20 protein-coding genes are annotated in these 22,877 nt (G+C 65.0%); 9 read left to right on the top strand and 11 right to left on the bottom strand.

The genetic code is table 11. The features are described from left to right. Positions 1–13 precede the first annotated feature (13 nt). Entirely contained in the window at positions 14–856 is an 843-nt protein-coding gene (gene panB / locus ACI48D_RS13065; RefSeq protein ID WP_435571647.1) for a 3-methyl-2-oxobutanoate hydroxymethyltransferase, read from the top strand. A 2-nt stretch (positions 857–858) separates the two neighbouring features. Continuing rightward, entirely contained in the window at positions 859–1,365 is a 507-nt protein-coding gene (gene thpR, locus ACI48D_RS13070; protein WP_435571648.1) for an RNA 2',3'-cyclic phosphodiesterase, read from the top strand. Between the two features lie 33 nt (positions 1,366–1,398). Here the strand turns inward: thpR and ACI48D_RS13075 are convergent, their stop codons facing one another. Continuing rightward, on the bottom strand, positions 1,399–2,748 hold the full coding sequence (locus ACI48D_RS13075) for a glutamine synthetase family protein (RefSeq protein ID WP_435571649.1): 1,350 nt from the start codon (positions 2,746–2,748) through the stop codon (positions 1,399–1,401). A gap of 211 nt (positions 2,749–2,959) precedes the next feature. Continuing rightward, the gene (locus ACI48D_RS13080; protein WP_435571650.1) at positions 2,960–4,444 is read right to left on the bottom strand and encodes an aldehyde dehydrogenase; all 1,485 of its coding nucleotides are present in this window, start codon (positions 4,442–4,444) and stop codon (positions 2,960–2,962) included. A gap of 135 nt (positions 4,445–4,579) precedes the next feature. On the opposite strand from ACI48D_RS13080, the gene ACI48D_RS13085 reads away from it, so the two are divergent. After that, positions 4,580–6,037, top strand: coding sequence for a sodium:solute symporter family protein (locus tag ACI48D_RS13085; RefSeq protein WP_435571651.1), 1,458 nt, complete (start codon positions 4,580–4,582; stop codon positions 6,035–6,037). A 29-nt stretch (positions 6,038–6,066) separates the two neighbouring features. Here ACI48D_RS13085 and ACI48D_RS13090 read toward each other — a convergent pair whose 3' ends face one another. From ACI48D_RS13090 to ACI48D_RS13100, 3 genes are all read right to left on the bottom strand, one after another. Further along, complete coding sequence (locus ACI48D_RS13090; RefSeq protein ID WP_435571652.1) at positions 6,067–7,527, bottom strand: aspartate aminotransferase family protein; 1,461 nt, start codon at positions 7,525–7,527, stop codon at positions 6,067–6,069. Positions 7,528–7,553: 26 nt separating this feature from the next. Then, positions 7,554–8,924 carry a glutamine synthetase family protein gene (locus tag ACI48D_RS13095; protein ID WP_435571653.1) on the bottom strand — a complete coding sequence of 457 codons (1,371 nt, stop codon included), beginning with the start codon at positions 8,922–8,924 and terminating at the stop codon, positions 7,554–7,556. Between the two features lie 116 nt (positions 8,925–9,040). Continuing rightward, on the bottom strand, positions 9,041–9,802 hold the full coding sequence (locus tag ACI48D_RS13100) for a gamma-glutamyl-gamma-aminobutyrate hydrolase family protein (RefSeq protein ID WP_435571654.1): 762 nt from the start codon (positions 9,800–9,802) through the stop codon (positions 9,041–9,043). A gap of 372 nt (positions 9,803–10,174) precedes the next feature. On the opposite strand from ACI48D_RS13100, the gene ACI48D_RS13105 reads away from it, so the two are divergent. Together ACI48D_RS13105 and ACI48D_RS13110 are read left to right on the top strand one after the other, a co-directional pair. Continuing rightward, complete coding sequence (locus ACI48D_RS13105; RefSeq protein WP_435571655.1) at positions 10,175–11,629, top strand: NAD-dependent succinate-semialdehyde dehydrogenase; 1,455 nt, start codon at positions 10,175–10,177, stop codon at positions 11,627–11,629. 2 nt (positions 11,630–11,631) lie between these two features. Then, the gene (locus tag ACI48D_RS13110; RefSeq protein ID WP_435571656.1) at positions 11,632–11,997 is read left to right on the top strand and encodes a DUF4844 domain-containing protein; all 366 of its coding nucleotides are present in this window, start codon (positions 11,632–11,634) and stop codon (positions 11,995–11,997) included. Positions 11,998–12,018: 21 nt separating this feature from the next. On the opposite strand, the gene ACI48D_RS13115 is transcribed toward ACI48D_RS13110, so the two are convergent. Then, positions 12,019–12,390 carry a nucleotide pyrophosphohydrolase gene (locus ACI48D_RS13115; protein WP_435571657.1) on the bottom strand — a complete coding sequence of 124 codons (372 nt, stop codon included), beginning with the start codon at positions 12,388–12,390 and terminating at the stop codon, positions 12,019–12,021. A 107-nt stretch (positions 12,391–12,497) separates the two neighbouring features. Between ACI48D_RS13115 and ACI48D_RS13120 the strand changes: the two genes are divergently transcribed. From ACI48D_RS13120 to ACI48D_RS13135, 4 genes are all read left to right on the top strand, one after another. Beyond that, entirely contained in the window at positions 12,498–13,526 is a 1,029-nt protein-coding gene (locus ACI48D_RS13120) for a LacI family DNA-binding transcriptional regulator (protein ID WP_435571658.1), read from the top strand. Positions 13,527–13,696: 170 nt separating this feature from the next. After that, positions 13,697–14,224 carry a gluconokinase gene (locus tag ACI48D_RS13125; protein WP_435571660.1) on the top strand — a complete coding sequence of 176 codons (528 nt, stop codon included), beginning with the start codon at positions 13,697–13,699 and terminating at the stop codon, positions 14,222–14,224. Between the two features lie 30 nt (positions 14,225–14,254). After that, complete coding sequence (locus ACI48D_RS13130; protein WP_435571661.1) at positions 14,255–15,571, top strand: MFS transporter; 1,317 nt, start codon at positions 14,255–14,257, stop codon at positions 15,569–15,571. A gap of 29 nt (positions 15,572–15,600) precedes the next feature. Then, a complete protein-coding gene (locus tag ACI48D_RS13135) occupies positions 15,601–16,674 on the top strand; it encodes a porin (protein WP_435571662.1) in 1,074 nt (357 codons plus the stop codon). A gap of 22 nt (positions 16,675–16,696) precedes the next feature. On the opposite strand, the gene can is transcribed toward ACI48D_RS13135, so the two are convergent. From can to hemH, 5 genes are all read right to left on the bottom strand, one after another. After that, entirely contained in the window at positions 16,697–17,398 is a 702-nt protein-coding gene (gene can / locus ACI48D_RS13140) for a carbonate dehydratase (RefSeq protein WP_435571664.1), read from the bottom strand. Between the two features lie 113 nt (positions 17,399–17,511). Next, entirely contained in the window at positions 17,512–18,633 is a 1,122-nt protein-coding gene (dnaJ, locus tag ACI48D_RS13145) for a molecular chaperone DnaJ (protein ID WP_435571666.1), read from the bottom strand. A 140-nt stretch (positions 18,634–18,773) separates the two neighbouring features. Further along, the gene (dnaK, locus tag ACI48D_RS13150; protein ID WP_435571667.1) at positions 18,774–20,711 is read right to left on the bottom strand and encodes a molecular chaperone DnaK; all 1,938 of its coding nucleotides are present in this window, start codon (positions 20,709–20,711) and stop codon (positions 18,774–18,776) included. Positions 20,712–20,804: 93 nt separating this feature from the next. Next, positions 20,805–21,371, bottom strand: a complete 567-nt coding sequence (gene grpE, locus ACI48D_RS13155) for a nucleotide exchange factor GrpE (RefSeq protein ID WP_435571668.1) — start codon at positions 21,369–21,371, stop codon at positions 20,805–20,807. Positions 21,372–21,770: 399 nt separating this feature from the next. After that, a complete protein-coding gene (gene hemH, locus ACI48D_RS13160) occupies positions 21,771–22,874 on the bottom strand; it encodes a ferrochelatase (RefSeq protein WP_435571669.1) in 1,104 nt (367 codons plus the stop codon). Between the last annotated feature and the right edge of the window lie 3 nt (positions 22,875–22,877).

Raw genomic sequence — 22,877 nt, forward strand, 5'->3', positions numbered from 1 at the left:
GCAAAGGATTAATATGAGCGGATATTTGCAGGGCAAGGACACTTCTACCCCGGAACAACCGGCCCGCAAGGCCGTGACCCTGCCTTCGCTGCTGGCGATGCGCGCGGCCGGCCAGAAGATCGCCATGCTGACCTGCTATGACGCCAGCTTCGCATCGCTGATGGACCGCTGCGGCGTCGATATGCTGCTCATCGGCGACTCGCTGGGCATGGTATGCGCCGGCTACGACTCGACCCTGCCGGTAACGGTGGCCGACATCGCCTACCACACGGCATCCGTGGTGCGCGGCCGCAAGCACGCCTTCGTGCTGGCCGACCTGCCCTTCGGCAGCTACGGCACCAAGCAGCAGGCCTACGACAGCTGCTCCGCCCTGATGCGGGCCGGCGCCCAGATGATCAAGATCGAGGGCGGCGCCTGGCTGGCCGACACCGTACGCTTCCTGACCGAGCGCGGCATTCCGGTGTGCGCCCACATCGGCCTGACCCCGCAGTTCGTGCACCAGCTGGGCGGCTACAAGGTGCAGGGCAAGACCGATGAAGGTGCGGAACAACTCAAGCGCGATGCGCGGGCGCTGCAGGACGCCGGCGCGGCGATGGTGCTGCTGGAAGCGGTGCCGGCGGCGCTGGGCAAGGAAGTGACCGAGCTGCTGCACGTGCCGACCATCGGCATCGGCGCCGGCCCCGACTGCTCCGGCCAGGTGCTGGTGATGCACGACCTGCTGGGCGTCTTCCCGGGCCGCAAGGCGCGCTTCGTGAAGAACTTCATGGAGGGACAAACCAGCATCGACGCCGCCGTCGAAGCCTACGTGGCGGCGGTCAAGGACGGCAGCTTCCCGGCGCCGGAACACTGCTTCTGACGATGGGCACCACTCGACTATTCCTGGCGCTCTGGCCCGATCCGGGCGTGCGCCATCAATTGCGCGAGTGGCGCGACCTGTGGGACTGGCCGCGCGGCGCGGCGCCGGTCCACACGGACAAGCTGCACCTGACCCTGCACTTCCTCGGCAACCAGCCGAGCGACTCGCTCCCTGCGCTGCTCGATGGCCTGGCGGTGCCGTTTTCGCCGTTCCGGCTGCAGCTGGGCGTGGCCGAACTGTGGCACAACGGGATCGCGGTGCTGTCGCCGCCTTCGCCGCCGCCGGAGCTGCTCGACCTGCATGCGGCACTGTCGGCGGCCCTGCCCGGCCTTGGCCTGCAGCCGGAGGCGCGCACCTACCGGCCGCACGTGACCATGGCGCGGCGCGCGCGCGGTGCCGAGATTCCGCAGAATGGACCGCCGATCGACTGGCAGGTCGACCACTACACGCTGGTGGAATCGCGGCCGGGCGATGGCGGCGGCTATACCGTGTTGCGCGAATATCGCTGACGCCCGCGTGACGCTGCCCTGGCATACGGAGCATTACACCAGCAGCATCAAATGCTCCCTCTCCCACGAACTGATCACCCGCGAAAACGTCGCGAACTCCAGCTCCTTGACCTCGCAAAACGCCGCCACGAACAGCGGCCCCAGCATCGCGCCGAGTGCCGGGCAGGCGCGCAGCTGGAAGATCGCGTCTTCCAGGTTGCGCGGCAGTTCGCCGTGGACGTGCTCGGCGCTCTCCGCGGTCGGCGCGGCCGGCTGCAGCCCTTCCGTCATGCCGAGCCAGCCGCAGGCCAGGGTGGCCGCCATCGCGAGATACGGGTTCACGTCCACGCCCGGCACGCGGTTCTCGACCCGGCGGCTGGCCGGCGTCGAATTCGGCACGCGGATGCCGCAAGTACGGTTGTCGTAGCCCCAGTGCACGTTCATCGGTGCCGACTGGAAGCGCGACAGGCGCCGGAAGGAATTGACATGGGGCGCGAATAATAAGGTGCTTGGGGGCACGTATTTTTCCAGCCCGCCGATGAATTGACGGAACAAGGTGCTCTCGCTGCCGTCCTCGTTCGAGAAAATGTTGCGGCCTGTGGCGAGGTCGACCACGCTCTGGTGCACGTGCATGGCGCTGCCCGGCTCGGTTTCCATCGGCTTGGCCATGAAGGTGGCGAAGATGCCGTGCCGCAGGGCGGTCTCGCGCACCGCGCGCTTGAACAGGAACACGCGGTCGGCCAGTTCGAGCGCGTCGCCGTGCGTGAAATTGATCTCCATCTGGCCGGCACCCGCCTCGTGGATCAGGGTTTCGACGCCCAGCTCGTGCTGCTTGCAGAAGGCGGACAGTTCCAGGAAGAAGGGGTCGAAATCGTTGACGGCGTCGATCGAATACGATTGCCGCCCCTGCTCCGTAAAGCCGCTGCGGCCGGTCGGCGGGCTCAAGGGTTCGTGCGGGTTGGTGTTGCGCGCGACCAGGTAGAACTCCATCTCGGGCGCCACCACCGGTTTCCAGCCGCGTTCGCGGAATTTGGCCAGCACCCGCCGCAGCACCGAACGCGGCGCCAGCTCGACCGGGCTGCCGTCGAAGTTCTGGCAATCGTGGATCACGCAGGCGACCCGCTCGGTGGCCCAGGGCACGACCCGCATGGTGGCGGGATCGGGCGCGCAGACCATGTCGGGGTCGATCGCGCCGACGTAAGGCATATTGTTCGGCTGTTCGCCGTGGACCGTGTTCAGCAGCACGCTTTTGGGCAGGCGCATGTGCTCGCCGGACAGGAACAAGTCTTTCGGCAGGATCTTGCCGCGGGCGATGCCGGTCATGTCCGCGATCACGCACTCCACCTCGTGGATGTTGTGGTCACGCAGAAAATCCCGCATCGAACCGCCGCTCGCCTCGCTCATCATCGACTCCGCCTTGCCCCGATGCGGGTCAAATATAGCACCAGGCGCCGCCACTGCGCGCGCGAGACACACACCGTCGTTCCCGCGCAGGCGGGAACCCAAGGGCCTTACGCCCCCTAGCGTTTGCTAACAACGTTCACGCAAATTTGGATCCCCGCCTTCGCGGGGACGACGTATCAGGACAGCAGGCCGATCGCAGCGCTCCGTCTCTTCAAATTTGTATCCAGGTCGTCTTCAGCTCCGTGTACTTGTCGAACGCGTGCAGCGACTTGTCGCGGCCATTGCCCGACTGCTTGTAGCCGCCGAAGGGCACGGTGATGTCGTCGCTGTCGTACTGGTTCACGTGCACGGTGCCGGCGCGCAGCCTGCGGGCAGTGCGGATCGCCTTGCTCATGTCCGACGTCCAGACTGCCGCCGCCAGGCCGTAGGGCGTGCCGTTGGCCTGGCGCACCGCCTCGTCCAGGCTGGTGAACGACAGCACGGAGAGCACCGGCCCGAAGATCTCCTCGCGCGCGATGCGCATGCCGGCGTCGACGCCGTCGAACAGGGTCGGCTCGATGTACAGGCCGCCCGTCTCCGCGCGTGCGGCGCGCCCGCCCGCGAGCAGGCGCGCGCCGGCCGCCTTGCCGTCTTCGATATAGCCGAGCACCGTCTTCATCTGGACCGCGTCGACGATCGCGCCCATCACGGTCGATTCGTCCAGCGGGTCGCCCGGCGCGTACTTCGGCATCAGGGCCATGGCCTTGTCGAGGAAGGCCTCGCGGATCGATTCCTCGACGAACAGGCGGGACGGCGCGTTGCAGCTTTCGCCCTGGTTGAAGTAGATCGAACCGATCGCGCCGGCCACCGCCGCGTCGAGGTCCGGGCAATCGGCGCAGACGATGTTCGCTGATTTGCCGCCCAGCTCCGTCCAGGCCCGCTTCAGGTTCGACTGGCCCGCCATCTGCAGGATCTGCTTGCCGACGCGCGTCGAACCCGTGAAGGCGATGCAGTCGACGTCCATGTGCACGCCCAGGGCTTTGCCCGCTTCGTCGCCATAGCCGGGCAGGACGTTGAACACGCCTTCCGGCACCCCGGCTTCCAGTGCCAGCTCGGCCAGGCGCAGCGCGGTCAGCGGCGCCTTTTCCGAGGGTTTCAGCACCAGGCTGTTGCCGGCGGCCAGGGCCGGGCCGATTTTCCAGGCGGCCATCAGCATCGGGTAGTTCCAGGGGATGATGGCGGCCACCACGCCGACCGGCTCGCGCGTGACCAGGGCCAGGCTGTCCTGCGGACTCGGCGCGATTTCATCGTACAGCTTGTCGATCGCCTCGCCGTACCAGCGGATGCAGTTCTGGGCCAGCTGCACGTCGACGCTGCGGCTGTAGCGGATCGGCTTGCCCATGTCGAGGGTTTCCAGCAGGGCCAGCTCGTCCTTGTGCGCCAGCATCAGGTCGGCAAAGCGGATCAGCACGCGCTTGCGCTCGGCCGGCGCCTTGCCGGACCAGCGGCCGTCCTCGAAGGCGGCGCGGCTGCTGGCGACGGCGGCATCGACGTCGTCAAGGCCGCAGCGCGCGACTTCGCCGAGCTTGCGTCCGTCGATCGGTGAGATACAGTCGAAGCGGGCGCCGGACGCCGCGTCGATACGCTTGCCTTCGATGACCGCGCGGCCGTCGATGTGCACTGTTTTGGAGCGTTCATGCCATGAGTTCGACGTCATCTTGTCTCCTTCTGGATGCGTTGCTGTTGTCTGGTCGATACTAGCAAACAAAATCGATCCGATTGCCGATTTATGCCGCTATAATCGCGAATTTTTCCCGCCCGAAATTCCTCTTTCGCCCGGAGCACAAGTGCAATGAACACCATCCTGATTTCGTCTGTCGTGCTCTATCTGCTGGGAACGCTCGGCCTGGGCGTCTGGGCCGGTACGAGGATCAAGAATACCGCCGACTTTGCCGTGGCCGGCCGCAGCCTGCCGCTGATCATGGTGATCACCACGACCTTCGCCACCTGGTTCGGCGCCGAGACCGTGATGGGCATTCCCGCCAAGTTCGTGCAGGGCGGCCTGGGCGCGCTGGTCGAAGACCCGTTCGGCGCCGGCACCTGTCTGATCCTGGTCGGCCTGTTCTTCGCCGCCCGTCTCTACAAGCTCAACCTGCTGACCATCGGCGACTACTACCGCGCCCGCTACGGCAAGGGCATCGAAGTGTTCTGCTCGGCCGCCATCATCCTGTCCTACCTGGGCTGGGTGGCGGCGCAGATCACCGCGCTGGGCCTGGTGTTCTCGGTGCTGACCGGCGGCGCGATGTCGGAAACCGCCGGCATGATCGTCGGCACGCTCGCCGTGCTGATCTACGTGGTCGTGGGCGGCTTCCTGGCGGTGGCGATCACCGACTTCATCCAGATGATCGTGCTGGTGGTGGGCCTGTCCATCATCGCCTTCTTCTCGTCGAAACTGGCGGGCGGCAGCGACGCCGTGCTGCACATGGTTCAGCAGAAGGACCTGTGGAATTTCCTGCCGAAGGCGAAGTTCACCGACGTCGCCTTCTTCGTCGGCTCGGCCGTGACGATGATGCTGGGCTCGATCCCGCAGCAGGACGTGTACCAGCGCGTGATGTCGGCGAAAAATGCGCCGACCGCGCGCGCCGGCGCCGTGATCGGCGGCGCCAGCTACATCCTGTTCGCCGCGGTGCCGATGTTCATCGTCGCCTGCGCCGTGATCGTGATGGGCAACGAAGCGATGGAGCTGGCCAAGAGCGACTACCAGCGCGTGCTGCCGACCTTCGTGATGACCCGCATGCCGCTCATCATGCAGATCCTGTTCTTCGGCGCCCTGCTGTCGGCGATCAAGAGCACCTCCTCGGCCACACTGCTGGCGCCGTCGACCAGCTTCACCGAGAACATCCTCAAGAACCTGCGTCCGGGCATGACCGACCGCCAGCAGCTGCTGGCCATGCGCGTGACCATCGTCGTGTTCGCGGCCATGGTGCTGGCCTATGCGGTCGCGATGAAGGGCACCTCGATCTACGACCTGGTGTCCTCGGCCTACCAGGTGACCCTGGTCGGCGCCTTCGTGCCGCTGGTGATGGGCCTGTACTGGAAGCGCGCCACCACCCAGGGCGCGATCCTGTCGCTGGCGGCCGGCATCACCACCTGGATCGTGTACTTCCCGCAGATCTCCTCGCTGGGCGAAGCCTTCCCCGGCCAGCTGGCGGGCCTGATCGCGGCGTTCGCGGGCATGATCGCGGGCTCGCTGGCGCCGCAGGTGCTGAAGAACCGGCATGAGCCGCACAAGACGGCAGTGAGCGTCTAAACACGTAGGGTGGGCACGGTGTGCCCACCCTACCTCCATCCTCGCCGTTCCACGTCTTCCAAGGTCAGGTCCAGACAAAACCTGATCCGCTCCACCATCTCGTCGATCTGCGCACAGGTCATCACCAGCGGCGGCGCCACGATCATCCGGTCTCCCACCGCGCGCATGATGACGCCGTTGTCGAACATGTGCCCGCGGCATACCATTCCCACCGCCAGCCCGGGCGCGAAGGCTTCGCAGTCGTGCACGGTCCTTCCCTTGCGCCGCACCAGGTTCAGGGCCGCCGCCATGCCGATGCTTTCGGCATGCCCGACCAGCGGGTGCGAGGCCAGTGCCGCGAACGCCGCTTTCAGGTGCGGCCCGGTCTCCAGCGCCACCCGTTCGACCAGGCCCTCGTCGATCATGATGCGCAGGTTCTCGAGGGCCGCCGCGCAAGTGACCGGATGGCCGGAATAGGTAAAGCCGTGGTTGAAGTCGCCGCCCTTCTCGACCAGCACGTGCGCCACGCGGCTGCCTACCAGCACGCCGCCCAGCGGCACGTAGCCCGAGGTCACGCCCTTGGCGAAGGCGATCAGGTCGGGCCGGAAGCCCATCAGCTGGCAGCCGAACCAGGTGCCGAGGCGGCCGAAGCCGCAGATTACCTCGTCGGACACCAGCAGGATGCCGTACTTGTCGCAGATACGCTGGATCTCGGGCCAGTAGGTCGGCGGCGGGATGATCACGCCGCCGGCGCCCTGCACCGGCTCGCCGATGAAGGCGGCGACATTCTCCGGCCCCAGTTCGAGGATCTTCTCTTCCAGCCAGCCGGCCGCGCGCAGGCCGAACTCGGCCTCGCTCATGCCCTGGCCGTGCTCGGCGAAATGCGGTTGCCCGATGTGGTGGATGCCGGGGATCGGCAGCGCGCCCTGCGCATGCATGCCCGCCATCCCGCCCAGCGAAGCCCCGGCGACCGTGCTGCCGTGGTAGGCGTTGCGGCGGCTGATGATGGCCTGGCGCTGCGGCTGTCCCATCAGCTGCCAGTAGCGCCACACCATGCGCACGATGGTGTCGTTGGCTTCCGAGCCGGAACCGGTGAAGAACACGTGCTCGATGCCCGGCGGCGCCAGCCCGGCCAGGCGCGCCGCCAGCATCAGCGCCGGCACGTTGGTCGTATTGAAGAAGCTGTTATAGAAGGGCAGCGTGTCCATCTGCCTGGCGACGGCGGCGGTCATGCTGGCGCGGCCGTAGCCGACGTTCACGCACCACAGGCCCGACATGCCGTCGATGACCTTGTGGCCGTCCGAATCCCACAGATAGATGCCGTCCCCGCGCACCATCACGCGCGCGCCGCGTTCGCGCAGCGCGCCGTGGTCGGTGAAGGGATGCAGGTAGTGCGCGCTGTCGAGCTCCTGCAGTGCGCGCGTGTCAAAACCCGACGTCTCAAATCCCGGGCTGTCGACCTCCCGGACCGGCGCGAGCACGTCTGCCCCCGCAATGATGTCGCTTGCCATGATGGACTCCCATTGTTATCCGTTCTTTACACATGGAGCAGTAAATGTTCCCGTTCCCACGGGCTGATCACGGTCATGAACTCCTGGTGCTCGAGTTCCTTGACCGCGGAATACACGTCGATGAAGCGCTCGCCCAGGATGTCGCGCAGGCGGTCTTCGCGGCGCAGCAGGGTCAGCGCTTCCGGCAGGCCCTGCGGTAGTTCCACGGCCATCTTGTAGGCGCTGCCCTCGACCATCGGGGTCGGTTCGAGCTGCTCCTGGATGCCGAGGTAGCCGCAGGCCAGGGTCACGGCCAGGGCCAGATACGGGTTGGCGTCGGCGCCGATCACGCGGTTCTCGACGCGCCGGTCCTGCGAGCCCGATACCGGCACGCGGATGCCGACCGTGCGGTTGTCCACGCCCCACTGCAAATTGATCGGCGCGGCGGCGCGGCGCACGATGCGGCGGTAGGAGTTTACGTAGGGCGCGACGATCGCCATCGCCGACGGCATGTACTTCTGCAGGCCGCCCACATACCAGCGGAACAGCTCGGACGGCGAGCCGTCCTCCTTGCTGAAGATGTTCTGGCCGGTCTCGCCGTCGACCACGCTCTGGTGCACGTGCATCGCCGAACCCGGTTCGCCGGCCATCGGCTTGGCCATGAAGGTGGCGTACATGTCGTGCTTGAGCGCTGCCTCGCGCAGCGTGCGCTTGAAGTAGAAGACTTTATCGGCCAGCCCGAGCGGTTCGCCGTGCTGGAAGTTGATCTCCATCTGTCCGGCGCCGATCTCGTGGATCAGGGTGTCGACGTCCAGGCCCATCATGTCGCAGTAGTCGTAGATGTCCTCGAACAGCGGGTCGAATTCGTTGACGGCGTCGATGCTGTAGACCTGGCGGCTGGTCTCGGACCGCCCGCTGCGGCCGATCGGCGCGGCCAGCGGCAGGTTGGGGTCGATGTTCTTGGCCGTCAGGTAGAACTCGAGTTCCGGCGCCACCAGCGGCTTCCAGCCCTTCTGCGTGTAGAGTTTCAGCACGCGCCGCAGCACGCTGCGCGGGGCGAAGTCGACCAGGCGGCCGTCGGAAAAATAACAGTCGTGGATGACTTGCGCGGTCGGATCGACGGCCCATGGCACCATCGTGATCGTACCCGGATCGGCCTTCAGGATCATGTCGCGGTCGGTGGTCGAGATCGCGCGGTCGAAGGCGTCGTCGTCCTCGGGCGAATTGCCGGTGACGGTCATGCCCAGCACGATTTCCGGCAGGCGCATGCCCCGGTCTTCGGTAAATTTTACACGTGGCAAAATCTTTCCACGGGCAACACCGGTCAGGTCGGGGACCAGGCATTCGATTTCGGTGACTCTCTTGCCGTTGAGCCACTCGTCCATGTCGTTATAAGAAAAATTGTCGCGGATTGCCATGGTGATTCCTCTGTTCGTTGAAGGGTCGCGGGCGCGCAAACGCAGCCCGCGGCGCGCGGGCTTGTCTGAACAGGGGCGCTATGGGACGGAGCGGGCCGCCCATTTTTCATAGGCGGTCATAAGTTCTTCCGTTTCTTGGCCTGAAAGCGGGCGCGGCAGGCGTCGCCGAATGCGCCGAACATTTTCATCGAGTGCGGATTGTGGGCGATGCGCCATTCCGGGTGCCATTGGACCGCCAGGGTGAAGCCCGGCGAGATCGACACCGAAAACGCCTCGACCAGCCCGTCCTCGGCCACCGCTTCGACCGTCAGGCCGGACGCCAGTTCGTGGACGCCCTGGCCGTGCAGGGAGTTAACGGGGATTTCGTCCGCCCCGAGGATGCCATGCAGCATCCCGCCTGGCATGATCCTGATCTTGTGCGCGTCGCCGTACTGCTCGTCCATCCCCAGCTCGGGATTCTCGCGGTGGTCGAAGTGTCCCGGCACCGTTTGCACCGCCTGGTACAGGCTGCCGCCAAGCGCCACGTTCATCTCCTGGAAGCCGCGGCAGATCGCGATGATCGGGATGCCGCGCTTGACCGCCTGCCGGATCAGCGGCAGCGTGGTCTGGTCGCGCGCCGGATCCTGCGGCAGGCTCGGGTCGAGCACTTCCTCGGAGTAATAGCTGGGATGAACGTTCGATGCCGATCCGGTCAGCATGATGCCGTCGCACAGATCGAGCATGGTTTCCAGGTCGAGCGCCTCCCCCAGCGACGGCAGGATCATGGGGGCGCAATCGGCGCCGATGACGACTGCGTCGATATACTTGTGCTGGGCCGCGTGATACGGATGTTCTCCGAAATCGCGGGTGCAAGCGGGGACGATAACGATCGGGCGCATGGTCTCTACCTTGAAGTGAGGCGCACACGGACCATCATACTGCAATCTGATCCGAATGCGGGTGGCCGTTAATCCAGATCAAGAGGCGCATGAATTTCCGCTGCGCATCGATAAAATCTGCTAGGGGGATAGGTTCCTCTGTTCAGAAACCGCTAGCAAAAGCTTATCGTCAACTCGAGAACCATGCCAACACAAACGGCAGCGTTCGACCGCCCACATGTCGTCCCCCGCAGGTGGGGAGCCATGACCCGCGTCCCGATTTGCTGCCGCTAACATTCCCGGAATCTCAGCATGGGTCCCCCGCCTGCGCGGGGACGACGTAGCGAATTGCGTGGTATCTTTGCCTTCTATACGAACAAGCACGAGGAAACCATGCTGAACCTGAAAGATCCTTCCCTGCTGCGCCAGCAAGCGTATATCGACGGCGAATGGTGCGACGCTGCCGAGGGGCAAACCGTCAAGGTCATCAACCCGGCCACCGGCGAATCGCTGGGCACCGTGCCGCACATGGGCGCGCAGGAAACCCGCCGCGCGATCGAGGCCGCGAACGCCGCCTGGCCGGCATGGCGCAAGAAGACCGCGCGCGAACGCGCCCTGGTCCTGCGCAAGTGGAACGACCTGATGCTGGAAAACGCGGACGACCTGGCAGCCATCATGACCGCCGAACAGGGCAAGCCGCTGGCCGAGGCCAAGGGCGAAGTCAGCTATGCCGCCTCGTTCTTCGAGTGGTTCGGCGAACAGGCCAAGCGCATCGAGGGCGACGTGCTGGAATCGCCGGCGCGCGACCGCCGCCTGATCGTGACCAAGGAGCCGATCGGCGTCTGCGCCGCAATCACGCCCTGGAACTTCCCGTCCGCGATGATCACCCGCAAGGTCGCTCCGGCCCTGGCCGCCGGCTGCCCGATCGTGCTCAAGCCCGCCGAGCTGACCCCGTTCTCGGCCCTGGCCCTGGCGGTGCTGGCCGAACGCGCCGGCGTGCCGAAAGGCGTGTTCTCGGTCGTGATCGGCGATGCCAAGGCGATCGGCGCCGAGATGTGCGCCAACCCGATCGTGCGCAAGCTGAGCTTCACGGGCTCGACCCCGGTTGGCCGCCTGCTGATGGAACAGTGCGCGCCGACGATCAAGAAGCTGTCGCTGGAACTGGGCGGCAACGCCTCCTTCATCGTGTTCGACGACGCCGACCTCGACGCCGCGGTCGAAGGCGCGGTCGCCTCGAAATACCGCAATGCCGGCCAGACCTGCGTCTGCGCCAACCGCATCTACGTACAGGACGGCGTGTACGACGAATTCGCGCGCCGCTTCACCGAGAAGGTCAAGGGACTGAAGGTCGGCAACGGCATGGAGCCGGGCGTGAACCAGGGACCGCTGATCGAGGACAAGGCGATCGTCAAGGTCGAAAACCACATCGCCGACGCGCTGTCGAAAGGCGCCCGCCTGCTGCTGGGCGGCAAGCGCCATGAACTCGGCCACAGCTTCTTCCAGCCGACCGTGCTGGCCGACGTGACGCCGAGCATGCTGGTATCGGACGAAGAAACCTTCGGCCCGGTGGCGCCGCTGTTCCGCTTCAAGACCGAGGAAGAAGTGATTGCCCTGGCCAACCACACCGAGTATGGCCTGGCCTCCTATTTCTACTCGCGCGACATCGGCCGCGTGTGGCGCGTGGCCGAGCAGATCGAGACCGGCATGGTGGGCGTTAACACCGGCCTGATCTCGAACGAGATCGCGCCTTTCGGCGGCGTGAAGCAGTCCGGTCTGGGTCGCGAAGGCTCGAAGTACGGCATGGACGACTACCTGGTCGTCAAGTACATCTGCCTGGGCGGCCTGTAAGCATGGACGGCGACCCGTTCGAGTTCGTGCAGGACGCGCCGCTGTTCGTCGTGCCGCGCACGCTCGAACGGCTGCGCGCCTTCCGCGAGGGTCCCAAGCTGGCCGACCTGCCGGGCGAGAACCCGTCGCCGGAACGCGAGCGCCTGGCGGTGGTGCTGGACGACCTGGCCACCCGGCTGCTGGCGGGCGTCGAGGCCCATCCGACCAAGTTCTGGGTACTCAAGCAGTTCCAGGAATCGCTGGAACTCGTGCAGGAAGAAGACACCGAGGCGCGCGAGCACATCGGTGTCGAACTCGAGCGGCTGATGGAGATCCTCGGCATCGGGAGTTCGGATGGGGTGCTGAGCCATTACCTTGGCGGGATGTAGGGTGAGCACGGGGTGCCCACCCTACGATTTGTACTCGTGATACTTGCGCGCATCCCCGCGCACCTGCTCGGCCGGGTACTTGGCCCGGTTGAGCACCATCTTCTCCTGCACGGCGCCAAGAAGGTCGACGTCGAGCTTGTCGGCCAGCCGCACCAGGTAGACCAGCACGTCGGCCATTTCGTGACGCACCTCCACCAGCTTGGCGGGACCGAGTTCCTCGGGACGGCCGTTGTGCAGCCACTGGAAGTGCTCCAGCAGCTCGGCCGCTTCCACCGTCAGCGCCGCGGCCAGGTTCTTCGGCGAGTGGAACTGGTCCCAGTCGCGCTCGTCGACGAACTGGCGCACGATGTCGCGTAGCTGCGCCAGGTCGCCAAGTGCCGGATCATTTGCCATAATCGTGCTCCAATACAAGTGTTCGCATGCGCGGGAAGGCCATCATACAGCGCCCGGCTACCGTCGAAACCTTGATAACGCTACCAAAACTGTCCATTGACCACCAGATGAATAAACCAGAGAGTCCCCGCAGCCGTGCCAGCGGCCGCGTCACGCTGGCCGAGGTGGCGGCCCGGGCCGGCGTCGGCACCATGACCGCGTCGCGTGCGATCAGCCAGCCGGACATGGTGTCGCCGGCCCTGCGCGCGCGCGTTGCCCAGGCCGTGGCGGAACTGGGCTACGTGCCCAACCGCGCCGCGCGCGCCCTGGCATCGAGCCAGTCGAAAGTGATCGTGGTGCTGGTGCCTTCGCTGTCGAACGCCGTGTTCACCGAAGTCCTGGCCGGCATCCAGGACGCACTCGAAGCGGACGGCTACCAGATCCTGATCGGCAACACCCGCTATTCCGATGCCGAAGAAGAAAAGCTGCTCGGCACTTATATGCAGTCGAACCCGGACGGCATCCTCCTGTCCGGGCTGACCCACAGCAAACGGGTGACGGAATTGCTCGCCTCTTCGAAATTGCCGGTGGTGTCGATGATGGACCTGGCGAGTTCGCCGGATGCCCTGTCGGTCGGCTTTTCCCAGCTCCAGGCCGGCTACACGATGACCCGCTATCTTCTCGATAAAGGCTACAGGCGCATCGGCTTCATGGGCGCCCAGCGCGACGAGCGTACGCTGAAACGCGCGGAAGGCTACCGCCGCGCGCTGCAGGAAGCCGGCCGCCTCGATCCTCAGCTCGAACTGATGGTCGGCGACCCGTCGACCATCGCGCTCGGCGCCGAGCTGCTGGGCCGCATGCTGTCGGTGACGCCCGACTGCGACGCGATCTTCTGCTGCAACGACGACCTGGCCCAGGGCGCCATTTTCCAGTGCCAGCGGCGCGGCATCGCCGTCCCCGGCCGGGTTGCCATCTGCGGCTTCAACGACCTGCCGGTATCGGCCTGGATGAACCCGTCCGTCACCACCATCGCCACCCCGCGCTACCGCGTCGGCTTCGAAGCGGCCCAGTTGCTGCGTGCCGTGATCCGTGGCGAACACCCCTCCTCGACCCGCATCGATCTCGGCTTTACCTTGATGGCGCGAGAAAGCGCCTGATCCTTCCTCCCGGCCGCCACTCGAAAAGGGCGCGGCCGCGTCACCAGCGCCGCCGCAGTTATGTGCTGCGCCGCAGCATAGAAATATCTTTACAAAATATCTGATCGGCGTAGACTCGGCCAAAATTTGGTAGCGCTACCAAAACATCCTTACTGATCGGTATTGTAAATATGCAAGATAACGTCGACTCTTCCCTGCCCCCGGCCCGCTGGGTCGTGATGGGCGTCTCCGGCTGCGGCAAAAGCGAAGTCGGGCAACGGCTGGCGCATGCGCTGAACGTGCGTTTCCTCGAAGGCGATGCCTACCACAGCGCATCGAACGTGGCCAAGATGGCTTCCGGGATTCCCCTCGACGATAACGACCGCGCCGACTGGCTGCGCACCCTGCAGGCCGAGATCGCCGCCGCCAGCGCGCGCGGCGAAGGCTTGGTGCTGGCCTGCTCGGCCCTCAAGCGCCGTTACCGCGACCTGCTGCGCGCCGCCGATCCCGGCCTGCGCTTCGCCCACCTGAGCGGGCCGCGCGAGCTGATCGCCCAGCGCATGCTGGCCCGGACCGCCCATTACATGCCGGCCTCGCTGCTCGACAGCCAGCTACGCGACCTCGAACCCCTGCAGCAGGACGAAGCCGGCCTGCTGCTCGACATCGGCAAGACGCTTCCGGAACTCACCCAAGAAATCCTTCACCCCGAGGGTCGCTAGAACCCTACCCACCTGTCACAGGAGACAAGCATGGCATCAACCAGAAACCAAGGCATTCCCCGCCGCCGCTGGGGCATCGGCGCGCTGCTCGGCGTCGGCGTCCTGATCAACTACATCGACCGCATCGGCCTGTCGGTCGCGGCGCCCCAGATCAAGGACGTGTTCCACCTGAGCGCCGTCGAACTGGGCCTGCTGTTCTCCGCGTTCGCGTGGTCGTATTCGCTGCTGCAGATCCCGGTCGGGATGGTGCTGGACCGCTTCGGTCCGACCCGGGTCGGGCGCTGGGGCGCCTTCCTGTGGGGCATCGCCTCGGTCATTACGGCATTCTCGAGCGGCTTCGCCGGCATCTTCGTGGCGCGCATCCTGCTGGGCGTGGCCGAGGCGCCGGCCTTCCCGGTCAGCTCGAAGGCCACCGGCTACTGGTTCCCGCGCAATGAGCGCGGCCTGGCCACCGCGATCTTCGATGCCGCCGCCAAGTTCTCGAACGTGATCGGCGTGCCGCTGGTGGCGGTCACGGTGGTGGCCTTCGGCTGGCGCTGGGGCTTCGCGCTCACCGCGACCCTGAGCTTCCTGTACTTCATCGCCTTCTACGTGCTGTACCGCGACCCGAGCGCGGACAAGAACCTGTCGAAAGCGGAACTCGACTACATCCAGCGCGGCGGCGCCGCCCCCGAAGGCCCGGCCGATGCCGGCGCGCTCAACATGCTGGGCTACCTGCTGACCAAGGCCAAGGTATGGGGCCTGACGCTCGGTTTCGCGGCCTACGGCTACACCTTTTACCTGTTCCTGACCTGGCTGCCCGGCTACCTGGTCGAGCAGATGCACATGAGCATCATCAAGTCGGCCGGCTTCGCCGCCATCCCCTGGGCCTTCGCCACCCTGACCGACCTGTTCGTCGGCGGCTGGCTGATCGACCACCTGATCTCGCGCGGCAAGGATGAATCGAAGGTGCGCAAGGGCGTGCTGATCGTCGGCATGTTCTTCGGCCTGGCGGTGTTCGGGGCCACCCAGACCAACGATCCGGCCTGGGCCATCTTCTGGATCTCGATCGCGCTGGGCGGCCTGGCCTCGGCCGCGCCGGTCGGCTGGTCGCTGCCTTCCCTGATCGCACCGAAGGGTGGCGCCGGCACCATCGGCGGCATCATGAACTTCGCCAACAACCTGATGGGCGCGGCCGCGCCGATCGTGACCGGCATGATCGTCGGTGCCACCGCCTCGTTCACCAATGCCTTCTTCGTCGCCGGCGTCATCCTCATCGTCGGCATCATCTGCTTCGTGTTCGTGCTCGGGAAGATCGAGCCGATCCCCGATCCGGAACTCGTACGTGCCACCGTCACCGCCGCTTAAAAGAACCACGAAGAAAGTAGAACAACATAATGAAAGCTAAATTCTCTCTGCCGTGCGCCGCCATGCTGTGCAGCGCGATTTTATGTAGCGGCAACGCGCTGGCCGACGGTTCGGTCGCCTTCTATGGCGTGATGGACGTGGGCGTGTCGGTCGACCAGGGCGGCATCGCCGGCACCTCGACCCGCGTGACCAGCGGCATGGCCACCCAGAGCCGCTGGGGCTTCCGCGGCACCGAAGACCTGGGCGATGGGCTGGCCGCGTTCTTCGTGCTCGAAGGCGGCATCCACGCCGACAACGGCACCTCGACCCAGAACAACACCCTGTTCGGCCGCACGTCGATCGTCGGACTGCGCGGCAGCTTCGGTTCGGTCTCCGCCGGCCTGCAGGACACGCCGCTGTTCACCACGCTCAACGTGGTGGTCGACCCGCTGCGCAACGGCGTCGTCCGCTCCAATAACCTGATGCCGCCAACCGGCTTCCGGGCCTCGAATTCGGTGCTGTACCGCAGCCCCGACATGAACGGCTTCAGCGGCGACCTGATGTACGTGGCTGGCGAAGTTCCCGGCGACAGCGCTGCCAACCGTGCCTTCGGCGGCTCCTTCGGCTACAGCAAAGGCCCGCTCGCCGCCCGCATCGCCTACCACCGCAAGAACAACGACAGCGCCACCCTGACCGGCCTTGACCCGGCCCGCAATCTGCTGCTGGGCGCGAACTACGACTTCGGGGTGGTGCGCACCTACTTCGGCTACGAGATCAACAAAGGGCGCAACAGCGCGCCCCTGAACAATGGCGCGGCGGTGTTCGGCGGCGCGCCGCCGATCGCGTCGACCGACAGCCGGGACATGCTGCTGGGAGCGTCGGTGCCGTTCGGCGTGAGTACCGTCGTGCTGACCTATGTGCGGATGGACGACCGCGGCATCCACAACCAGGATGCGCAGCAGCTGGGCGCCGCCTACATGTACGCGTTCTCGAAGCGCAGCGACGTCTACGCTTCCTACGGCGTGATCCACAACCACAATGGCGCGGCCTACACCGAAGGCAACAGCGAGGAGCCGGGCACGGGCAACCGCCAGCTCGCGATGGGTTTGCGCCACCGCTTCTGACGGCGCCCTTCCTTTTGCTTGCTTAGTTGCTAGCCTGGTTGCTGGCCTGGCTGCGCGCGTCGCTGTCCAGGTAGCCCTGCAGGACGCGTTCCAGCTTCGGCTGGATCTCCTCGTGGCTGCTGACGGTGATGCCGAGGTCGCGCAACAGGCCGTCGTGCACGCCGTAGACCCAGCTGTGGATGGTGAGTTCCTGGCCACGTTCCCAGGCATCGCGCACGACCGTGGTCTGGGCGATGTTGATGATCTGCTCGGCCACGTTCAGCTCGACCAGGCGGTTGGTGGCGGCCAGGCCGGCCACATTGCCCAGGTATTTGCCGTGTTTCTCACGCACGTCGCGCACGTGGCCCAGCCAGTTGTCGGCCAGGCCGACGCGGACGTTGTTCAGGGCCGCGCCAACGCCCGAGCAGCCGTAGTGGCCGCACAGGATGATGTGCTTGACCTTCAGCACGTCGACCGCAAACTGCAGCACGGCCAGCGCGTTCAGGTCCGAATGCACGACCACGTTGGCGATGTTGCGGTGGACGAACAGCTCGCCCGGTGCCATGCCCACGAGTTCATTGGCCGGCACGCGGCTGTCCGAGCAGCCGATCCACAGGTATTCGGGAGACTGCTGCGAAGCCAGGTCCTTGAAGAAGCCCGGGTCTTCCTGGACCATTTCAGCGGCCCACTTGCGGTTACGCTCGAACAGGTCGGCGGCGGTGAGGCCGGTGGGAGTTTTTGCCATGAGAATTCCTATTCTCGTCGTCCGCGAAGGCGGGGACGACGTTATTTAATCGGCTATATTCTAGTCAAAAAAAACCGCCGAAGGCTCGCACCATTCAGCGGTCTGTGGACTTCTTACTCGAAGAAGTCCTTCACTTTATCCATCCAGCCCTTGCTCTGCGGGCTGTGCTTGGAGCCGCCCTCCTTGGTCAGGCGCTCGAATTCCTTCAACAGGTCTTTCTGCTTGTCGGTCAGCTTGACCGGGGTCTCGACCACCACGTGGCAGAACAAGTCGCCCGCGTAGCCGGAGCGCACGCCCTTGATGCCCTTGCCCTTCAGGCGGAAAGTCTTGCCGGTCTGGGTACCTTCAGGGATGGTGAAGGACACCTTGCCGCCCAGGGTCGGCACTTCGATCTCGCCGCCCAGTGCCGCCTTGGTGAACGAGATCGGCATTTCGCAATGCAGGTCGTCGCCTTCGCGCTGGAACACCTCGTGCGGCTTGATGTGGATCTCCACGTACAGGTCGCCCGGCGGCCCGCCGTTGGTACCCGGCTCGCCGTTGCCCGAGGAGCGGATCCGCATGCCGTTGTCGATGCCGGCCGGGATCTTGACTTCCAGGGTCTTGTTGCGCTTGATGCGTCCGGCGCCGCCGCAGGCCGCGCACGGTTCCGGAATGATCTTGCCGCTGCCGTGGCACTTCGGGCAGGTCTGCTGGATCGAGAAGAAACCCTGCTGCATGCGCACCTGGCCGTGGCCGTGGCAGGTCGAGCAGGTGACCGGCTGCGTGCCCGGCTTGGCGCCGCTGCCGTGGCAGGTATCGCACTTGTCCCAGCTCGGCACGCGGATGGTGGTGTCGAAGCCGGCGGCTGCCTGCTCCAGCGTGATCTCGAGGTTGTAGCGCAGGTCGGCGCCGCGGTACACCTGCGGACCCGCGCCGCGACCGCGTCCGCCGCCAAAGATGTCGCCGAAGATGTCGCCGAAAGCATCGCCGAAGCCACCGGCGCCGAAACCGCCGCCCATGCCGCTGTTCGGATCGACGCCGGCGTGACCGTAGCGGTCGTACGCCTCGCGCTTCTCCGGATTGGTCAGCATCTCGTAGGCTTCCTTGACCTCCTTGAACTTCTCCTCCGCTTCCTTGTTGTCGGGATTGCGGTCGGGGTGGTACTTCATCGCAAGCTTGCGATAAGCCTTCTTGATCTCGTCTTCCGACGCAGTCTTCGCGACGCCGAGGATCTCGTAAAAATCACGCTTTGCCATTTGTCGGCACCTTGCTCTATCTACTGAACTATCTGTGCAAAAAAACCGAGCCGGGCGCCATATGGCCGCATCGGCTCGGGATGTTCCGCGAGGGATGGCGGGTGGCCACATCGGCCATCCCGCAACCCCCTATTGTGACATTACTTGGCGTCCTTGACTTCCTTGAAGTCAGCATCGACCACGTCATCGTCCGCCTTGGCCGTCGAATCGGCACCCGGCTGTTGCGCGCCAGCCGCACCGGCAGCACCCGCCTGGCCCTGGTCGGCGTACATCTTCTCACCCAGCTTCTGCGCGGCGGTGTTCAGGGCGGCGATCTTCGATTCGATCTCGGCCTTGTCACCGGACTTCAGCACCCCTTCCAGGCTGCTGATGGCCGATTCGATGCTCGACTTGTCGCCGGCATCCAGCTTGTCGCCGTACTCGGTCAGGGACTTCTTGGTCTGGTGCACCAGCGCGTCGCCCTGGTTGCGGGCTTCGGCCAGTTCCTTGACCTTCTTGTCCTCTTCCGCGTTCAGCTCGGCGTCCTTCACCATCTTCTGGATCTCGTCTTCCGACAAGCCCGAGTTGGCCTTGATGGTGATCTTGTTTTCCTTGCCGGTGGCCTTGTCCTTCGCGCCCACGTGCAGGATGCCGTTGGCGTCGATGTCGAAGGTCACTTCGATCTGCGGGGTGCCGCGCGGTGCCGGCGGGATGCCTTCGAGGTTGAACTCGCCCAGGCCCTTGTTACCGGCGGCGATCTCACGCTCGCCCTGGAAGACCTTGATGGTCACGGCCGGCTGGTTGTCGTCGGCGGTCGAGAACACCTGCGAGAACTTGGTCGGAATCGTGGTGTTCTTGTGGATCATCTTGGTCATCACGCCGCCCAGGGTTTCGATACCCAGCGACAGCGGGGTCACGTCCAGCAGCAGCAGGTCCTTGCGGTCGCCGGCCAGCACCGAGCCCTGGATCGCGGCGCCGACTGCGACGGCCTCGTCCGGGTTGACGTCCTTGCGCGGGTCCTTGCCGAAGAACTCCTTCACTTTTTCCTGCACCTTCGGCATGCGGGTCATGCCGCCGACCAGGATGATGTCGTCGATGTCCGAGACCTTCACGCCGGCGTCCTTGATCGCGACGCGGCACGGCTCGATGGTCTTGTTGATCAGTTCCTCGACCAGGGCTTCCAGCTTGGCGCGGGTGATCTTCAGGTTCAGGTGGACCGGCGCGCCGTTCGCCATGGCGATGTACGGCTCGTTGATCTCGGTCTGCTGCGAGGACGACAGCTCGATCTTGGCGCGCTCGGCCGAGGCCTTGATGCGCTGCAGGGCGATCGGGTCCTTCGACAGGTCGAGGCCGTTGATCTTCTTGAACTCGTCGATGATGTAGTCGATGATGCGCTGGTCGAAGTCTTCGCCGCCCAGGAAGGTGTCGCCGTTGGTCGACAGCACTTCGAACTGCTTCTCGCCATCGACGTCGGCGATCTCGATGATCGACACGTCGAAGGTGCCGCCGCCGAGGTCATACACGGCGATCTTGCGGTCGCCCTTGTCGGTCTTGTCCAGGCCGAATGCCAGCGCGGCCGCGGTCGGCTCGTTGATGATGCGCTTGACGTCCAGGCCCGCGATGCGGCCGGCATCCTTGGTCGCCTGGCGCTGCGAGTCGTTGAAGTAGGCCGGCACGGTGATCACGGCTTCGGTGACTTCTTCGCCCAGGTAGTCCTCGGCGGTCTTCTTCATCTTGCGCAGCACTTCGGCCGAGATCTGCGGCGGTGCCAGCTTCTTGTCGCGTACGGACACCCATGCGTCGCCGTTGTCGGCCTTGACGATGGAATACGGCATCAGCGAGATGTCCTTCTGGACTTCCTTCTCGTCGAACTTGCGGCCGATCAGGCGCTTGACGGCGAACAGGGTGTTCTTCGGGTTGGTCACGGCCTGGCGTTTCGCCGGCGCGCCGACGAGGATCTCGCCGTCTTCCTGGTAAGCGATGATGGAAGGCGTCGTGCGGGCGCCCTCAGCATTTTCGATGACCTTGGGCTGACCATTTTCCATGATCGCCACGCAGGAATTGGTGGTGCCCAGGTCGATACCGATGATTCTGCCCATAATATTTTCCTTTTTAATACTTAGTTTTCAGATGTGTCGAATATAGGGAAAAACTGCGTGCTTTCAAGAGCTTGAGAGCAGTCTCAACAATTTTTATTTCGGCTGTGCAGCAGTCACGATGGCCGGACGCAGCAGGCGATCGGCGATCATATAGCCTTTTTGCAACACTGCGACGACGGTATTCGCTTCCTGCTCGGACGGTACGACGGCCACGGCCTGGTGCTTGTTCGGATCGAGCTTGTCGCCCGGCTGCGGCATCACTTCGACCAGGCGGTTCTTCTCGAACGCGGTGGTGAGCTGCTTGAGGGTCATCTCGACGCCTTCCTTGATCGACTCCACGGTGGGCGCTTCGACCTTCAGGGCCATCTCGAGACTATCGCGCACCGGCACCATGGCCTCGGCAAAGCTTTCGATCGCAAATTTATGGGCCTTGCTGACATCTTCCTGGGCGCGGCGTCGGATATTGTCCGCTTCGGCCTTGGCGCGCATGAATGCATCGTGCATCTCGGCCAGCTTGGCCTCCGTCGCGCTCAGTTGTTCTTCGAGACTCGGCTCCGTGGCCGGTGCCGCCTGGCCCGCATTCGCTGCGTTGGCTGCAGGATCAGCTGCATTCGCACCTTCCGGCTGCTTGGATACCTCTTGGTTTTCTTGGTCGTGCATCGAAAAAACTCCTAGAATCAAGGACTTGGCTGATTGATTGACTTATCCTGCTTGTCACACTGGCCGCATATGGGGTGATCCCCCTACTTTTCAAGGGGAATTGCAGGGCTAACATGTGCATATCGCGTAGTTTTTTGTTACAAGATTTACGCGGCAGCAGAACCCATCAGCAGTTAATCGTTCTACCATGTTTCTTAACAGGAACAGGGGAACGGATCATGAGACTGCATCTGATCAGCGGCGCCGTGGTGGTCTGGACCACCCTCGCGTTGGCAGCGATCTGCCTGGCGGAACTCGGGGCGACGCCGCAAAACGTGCCATTTTAACAGCTTCGTCCGCGTGGGCACGGCTGCCCTCCTACGCGCCGCATGGGCATCCCGTGCCCATGCGGCGCCGGCGTTACGCCCCTAGCCGGGCCGCATGCTCGCGGGCGGTTTCGGCATCCTTGCGCCGGGCTTCGCGCTGTGATGGGCTCATCATGGTGGGCCAGCCGATCAGGTGCTGCTCGGCGATCTCCGCCAAGCCCGTGATCCAGGCTGGATTGTCGTTCAGGCAGGGAATGTAGTGGTATTCCTGGCCGCCGTTCGATTCGAAATCGTGCCGCACTTCCATATTGATCTCTTCCAGCGTCTCCAGGCAGTCGCTGGTGAAGCCCGGGCACATCACGTCGATGCGTTTCACGCCGTCGCGCGCCAGCTGCTGCACGGTCGGCGCGGTATAGGGCTGCAGCCATTCGGCGCGCCCGAAGCGCGACTGGAAGGTGAGCACGTACTGTTCGGGCGACAGGCGCAGGCGCGCCGCCAGCAGGCGCGCGGTGCGGTGGCATTCGCAATGGTAGGGATCGCCCAGCATCAAGGTGCGCTTGGGCACGCCGTGGAAGCTCATCACCAGTTTTTCGCCGCGGCCGTGGCTTTCCCAATAGGCCAGCACGGAATCGGCGAGCGCCTCGATATAGCCTTCGTGGTCGTGGTAGTGCTTGACCAGGCGCAGCTCGGGGATGTTGCGCACCTGGCCGTAGTGGGCGTAGACGGCGTCCCAGATCGAGGCCGTGGTCGTGCCCGAGTATTGCGGATAGGCCGGCAGCACCACGATGCGCTCGATCCCCCTCGCCTTCAGTTCGTCCAGCACCTGCGGCAGCGCCGGCGAGCCGTAGCGCATCGCCATCGCCACCTCGACGTCCTCGTGGCCGCGCTCGCCGAGCAGTTCCCCCAGCTTCGCCGCCTGCCTGGCCGTGTACACCTTCAGCGGCGAGCCTTCGCGGGTCCAGATCATCGCGTACTTCTGCGCCGATTTGCCCGAGCGGAAAGGCAGGATCACGAGCTTCAGGATCAGGTTCCAGACCGCGCGCGGAATCTCCACCACGCGCGGGTCGGACAAGAACTCCTTCAGGTAACGCCGCACCGCCTTGCGCGTGGGCGCGTCGGGGGTGCCGAGGTTGACCAGCACGACGGCGCTCTTGGCGATCGTGCCGTGGGTATGCGGCGGTTCTTTTTTGAAGGGCATAGA

Source organism: Massilia sp. LXY-6 (genome assembly GCF_051233485.1).
Lineage (GTDB): Bacteria > Pseudomonadota > Gammaproteobacteria > Burkholderiales > Burkholderiaceae_D > Telluria.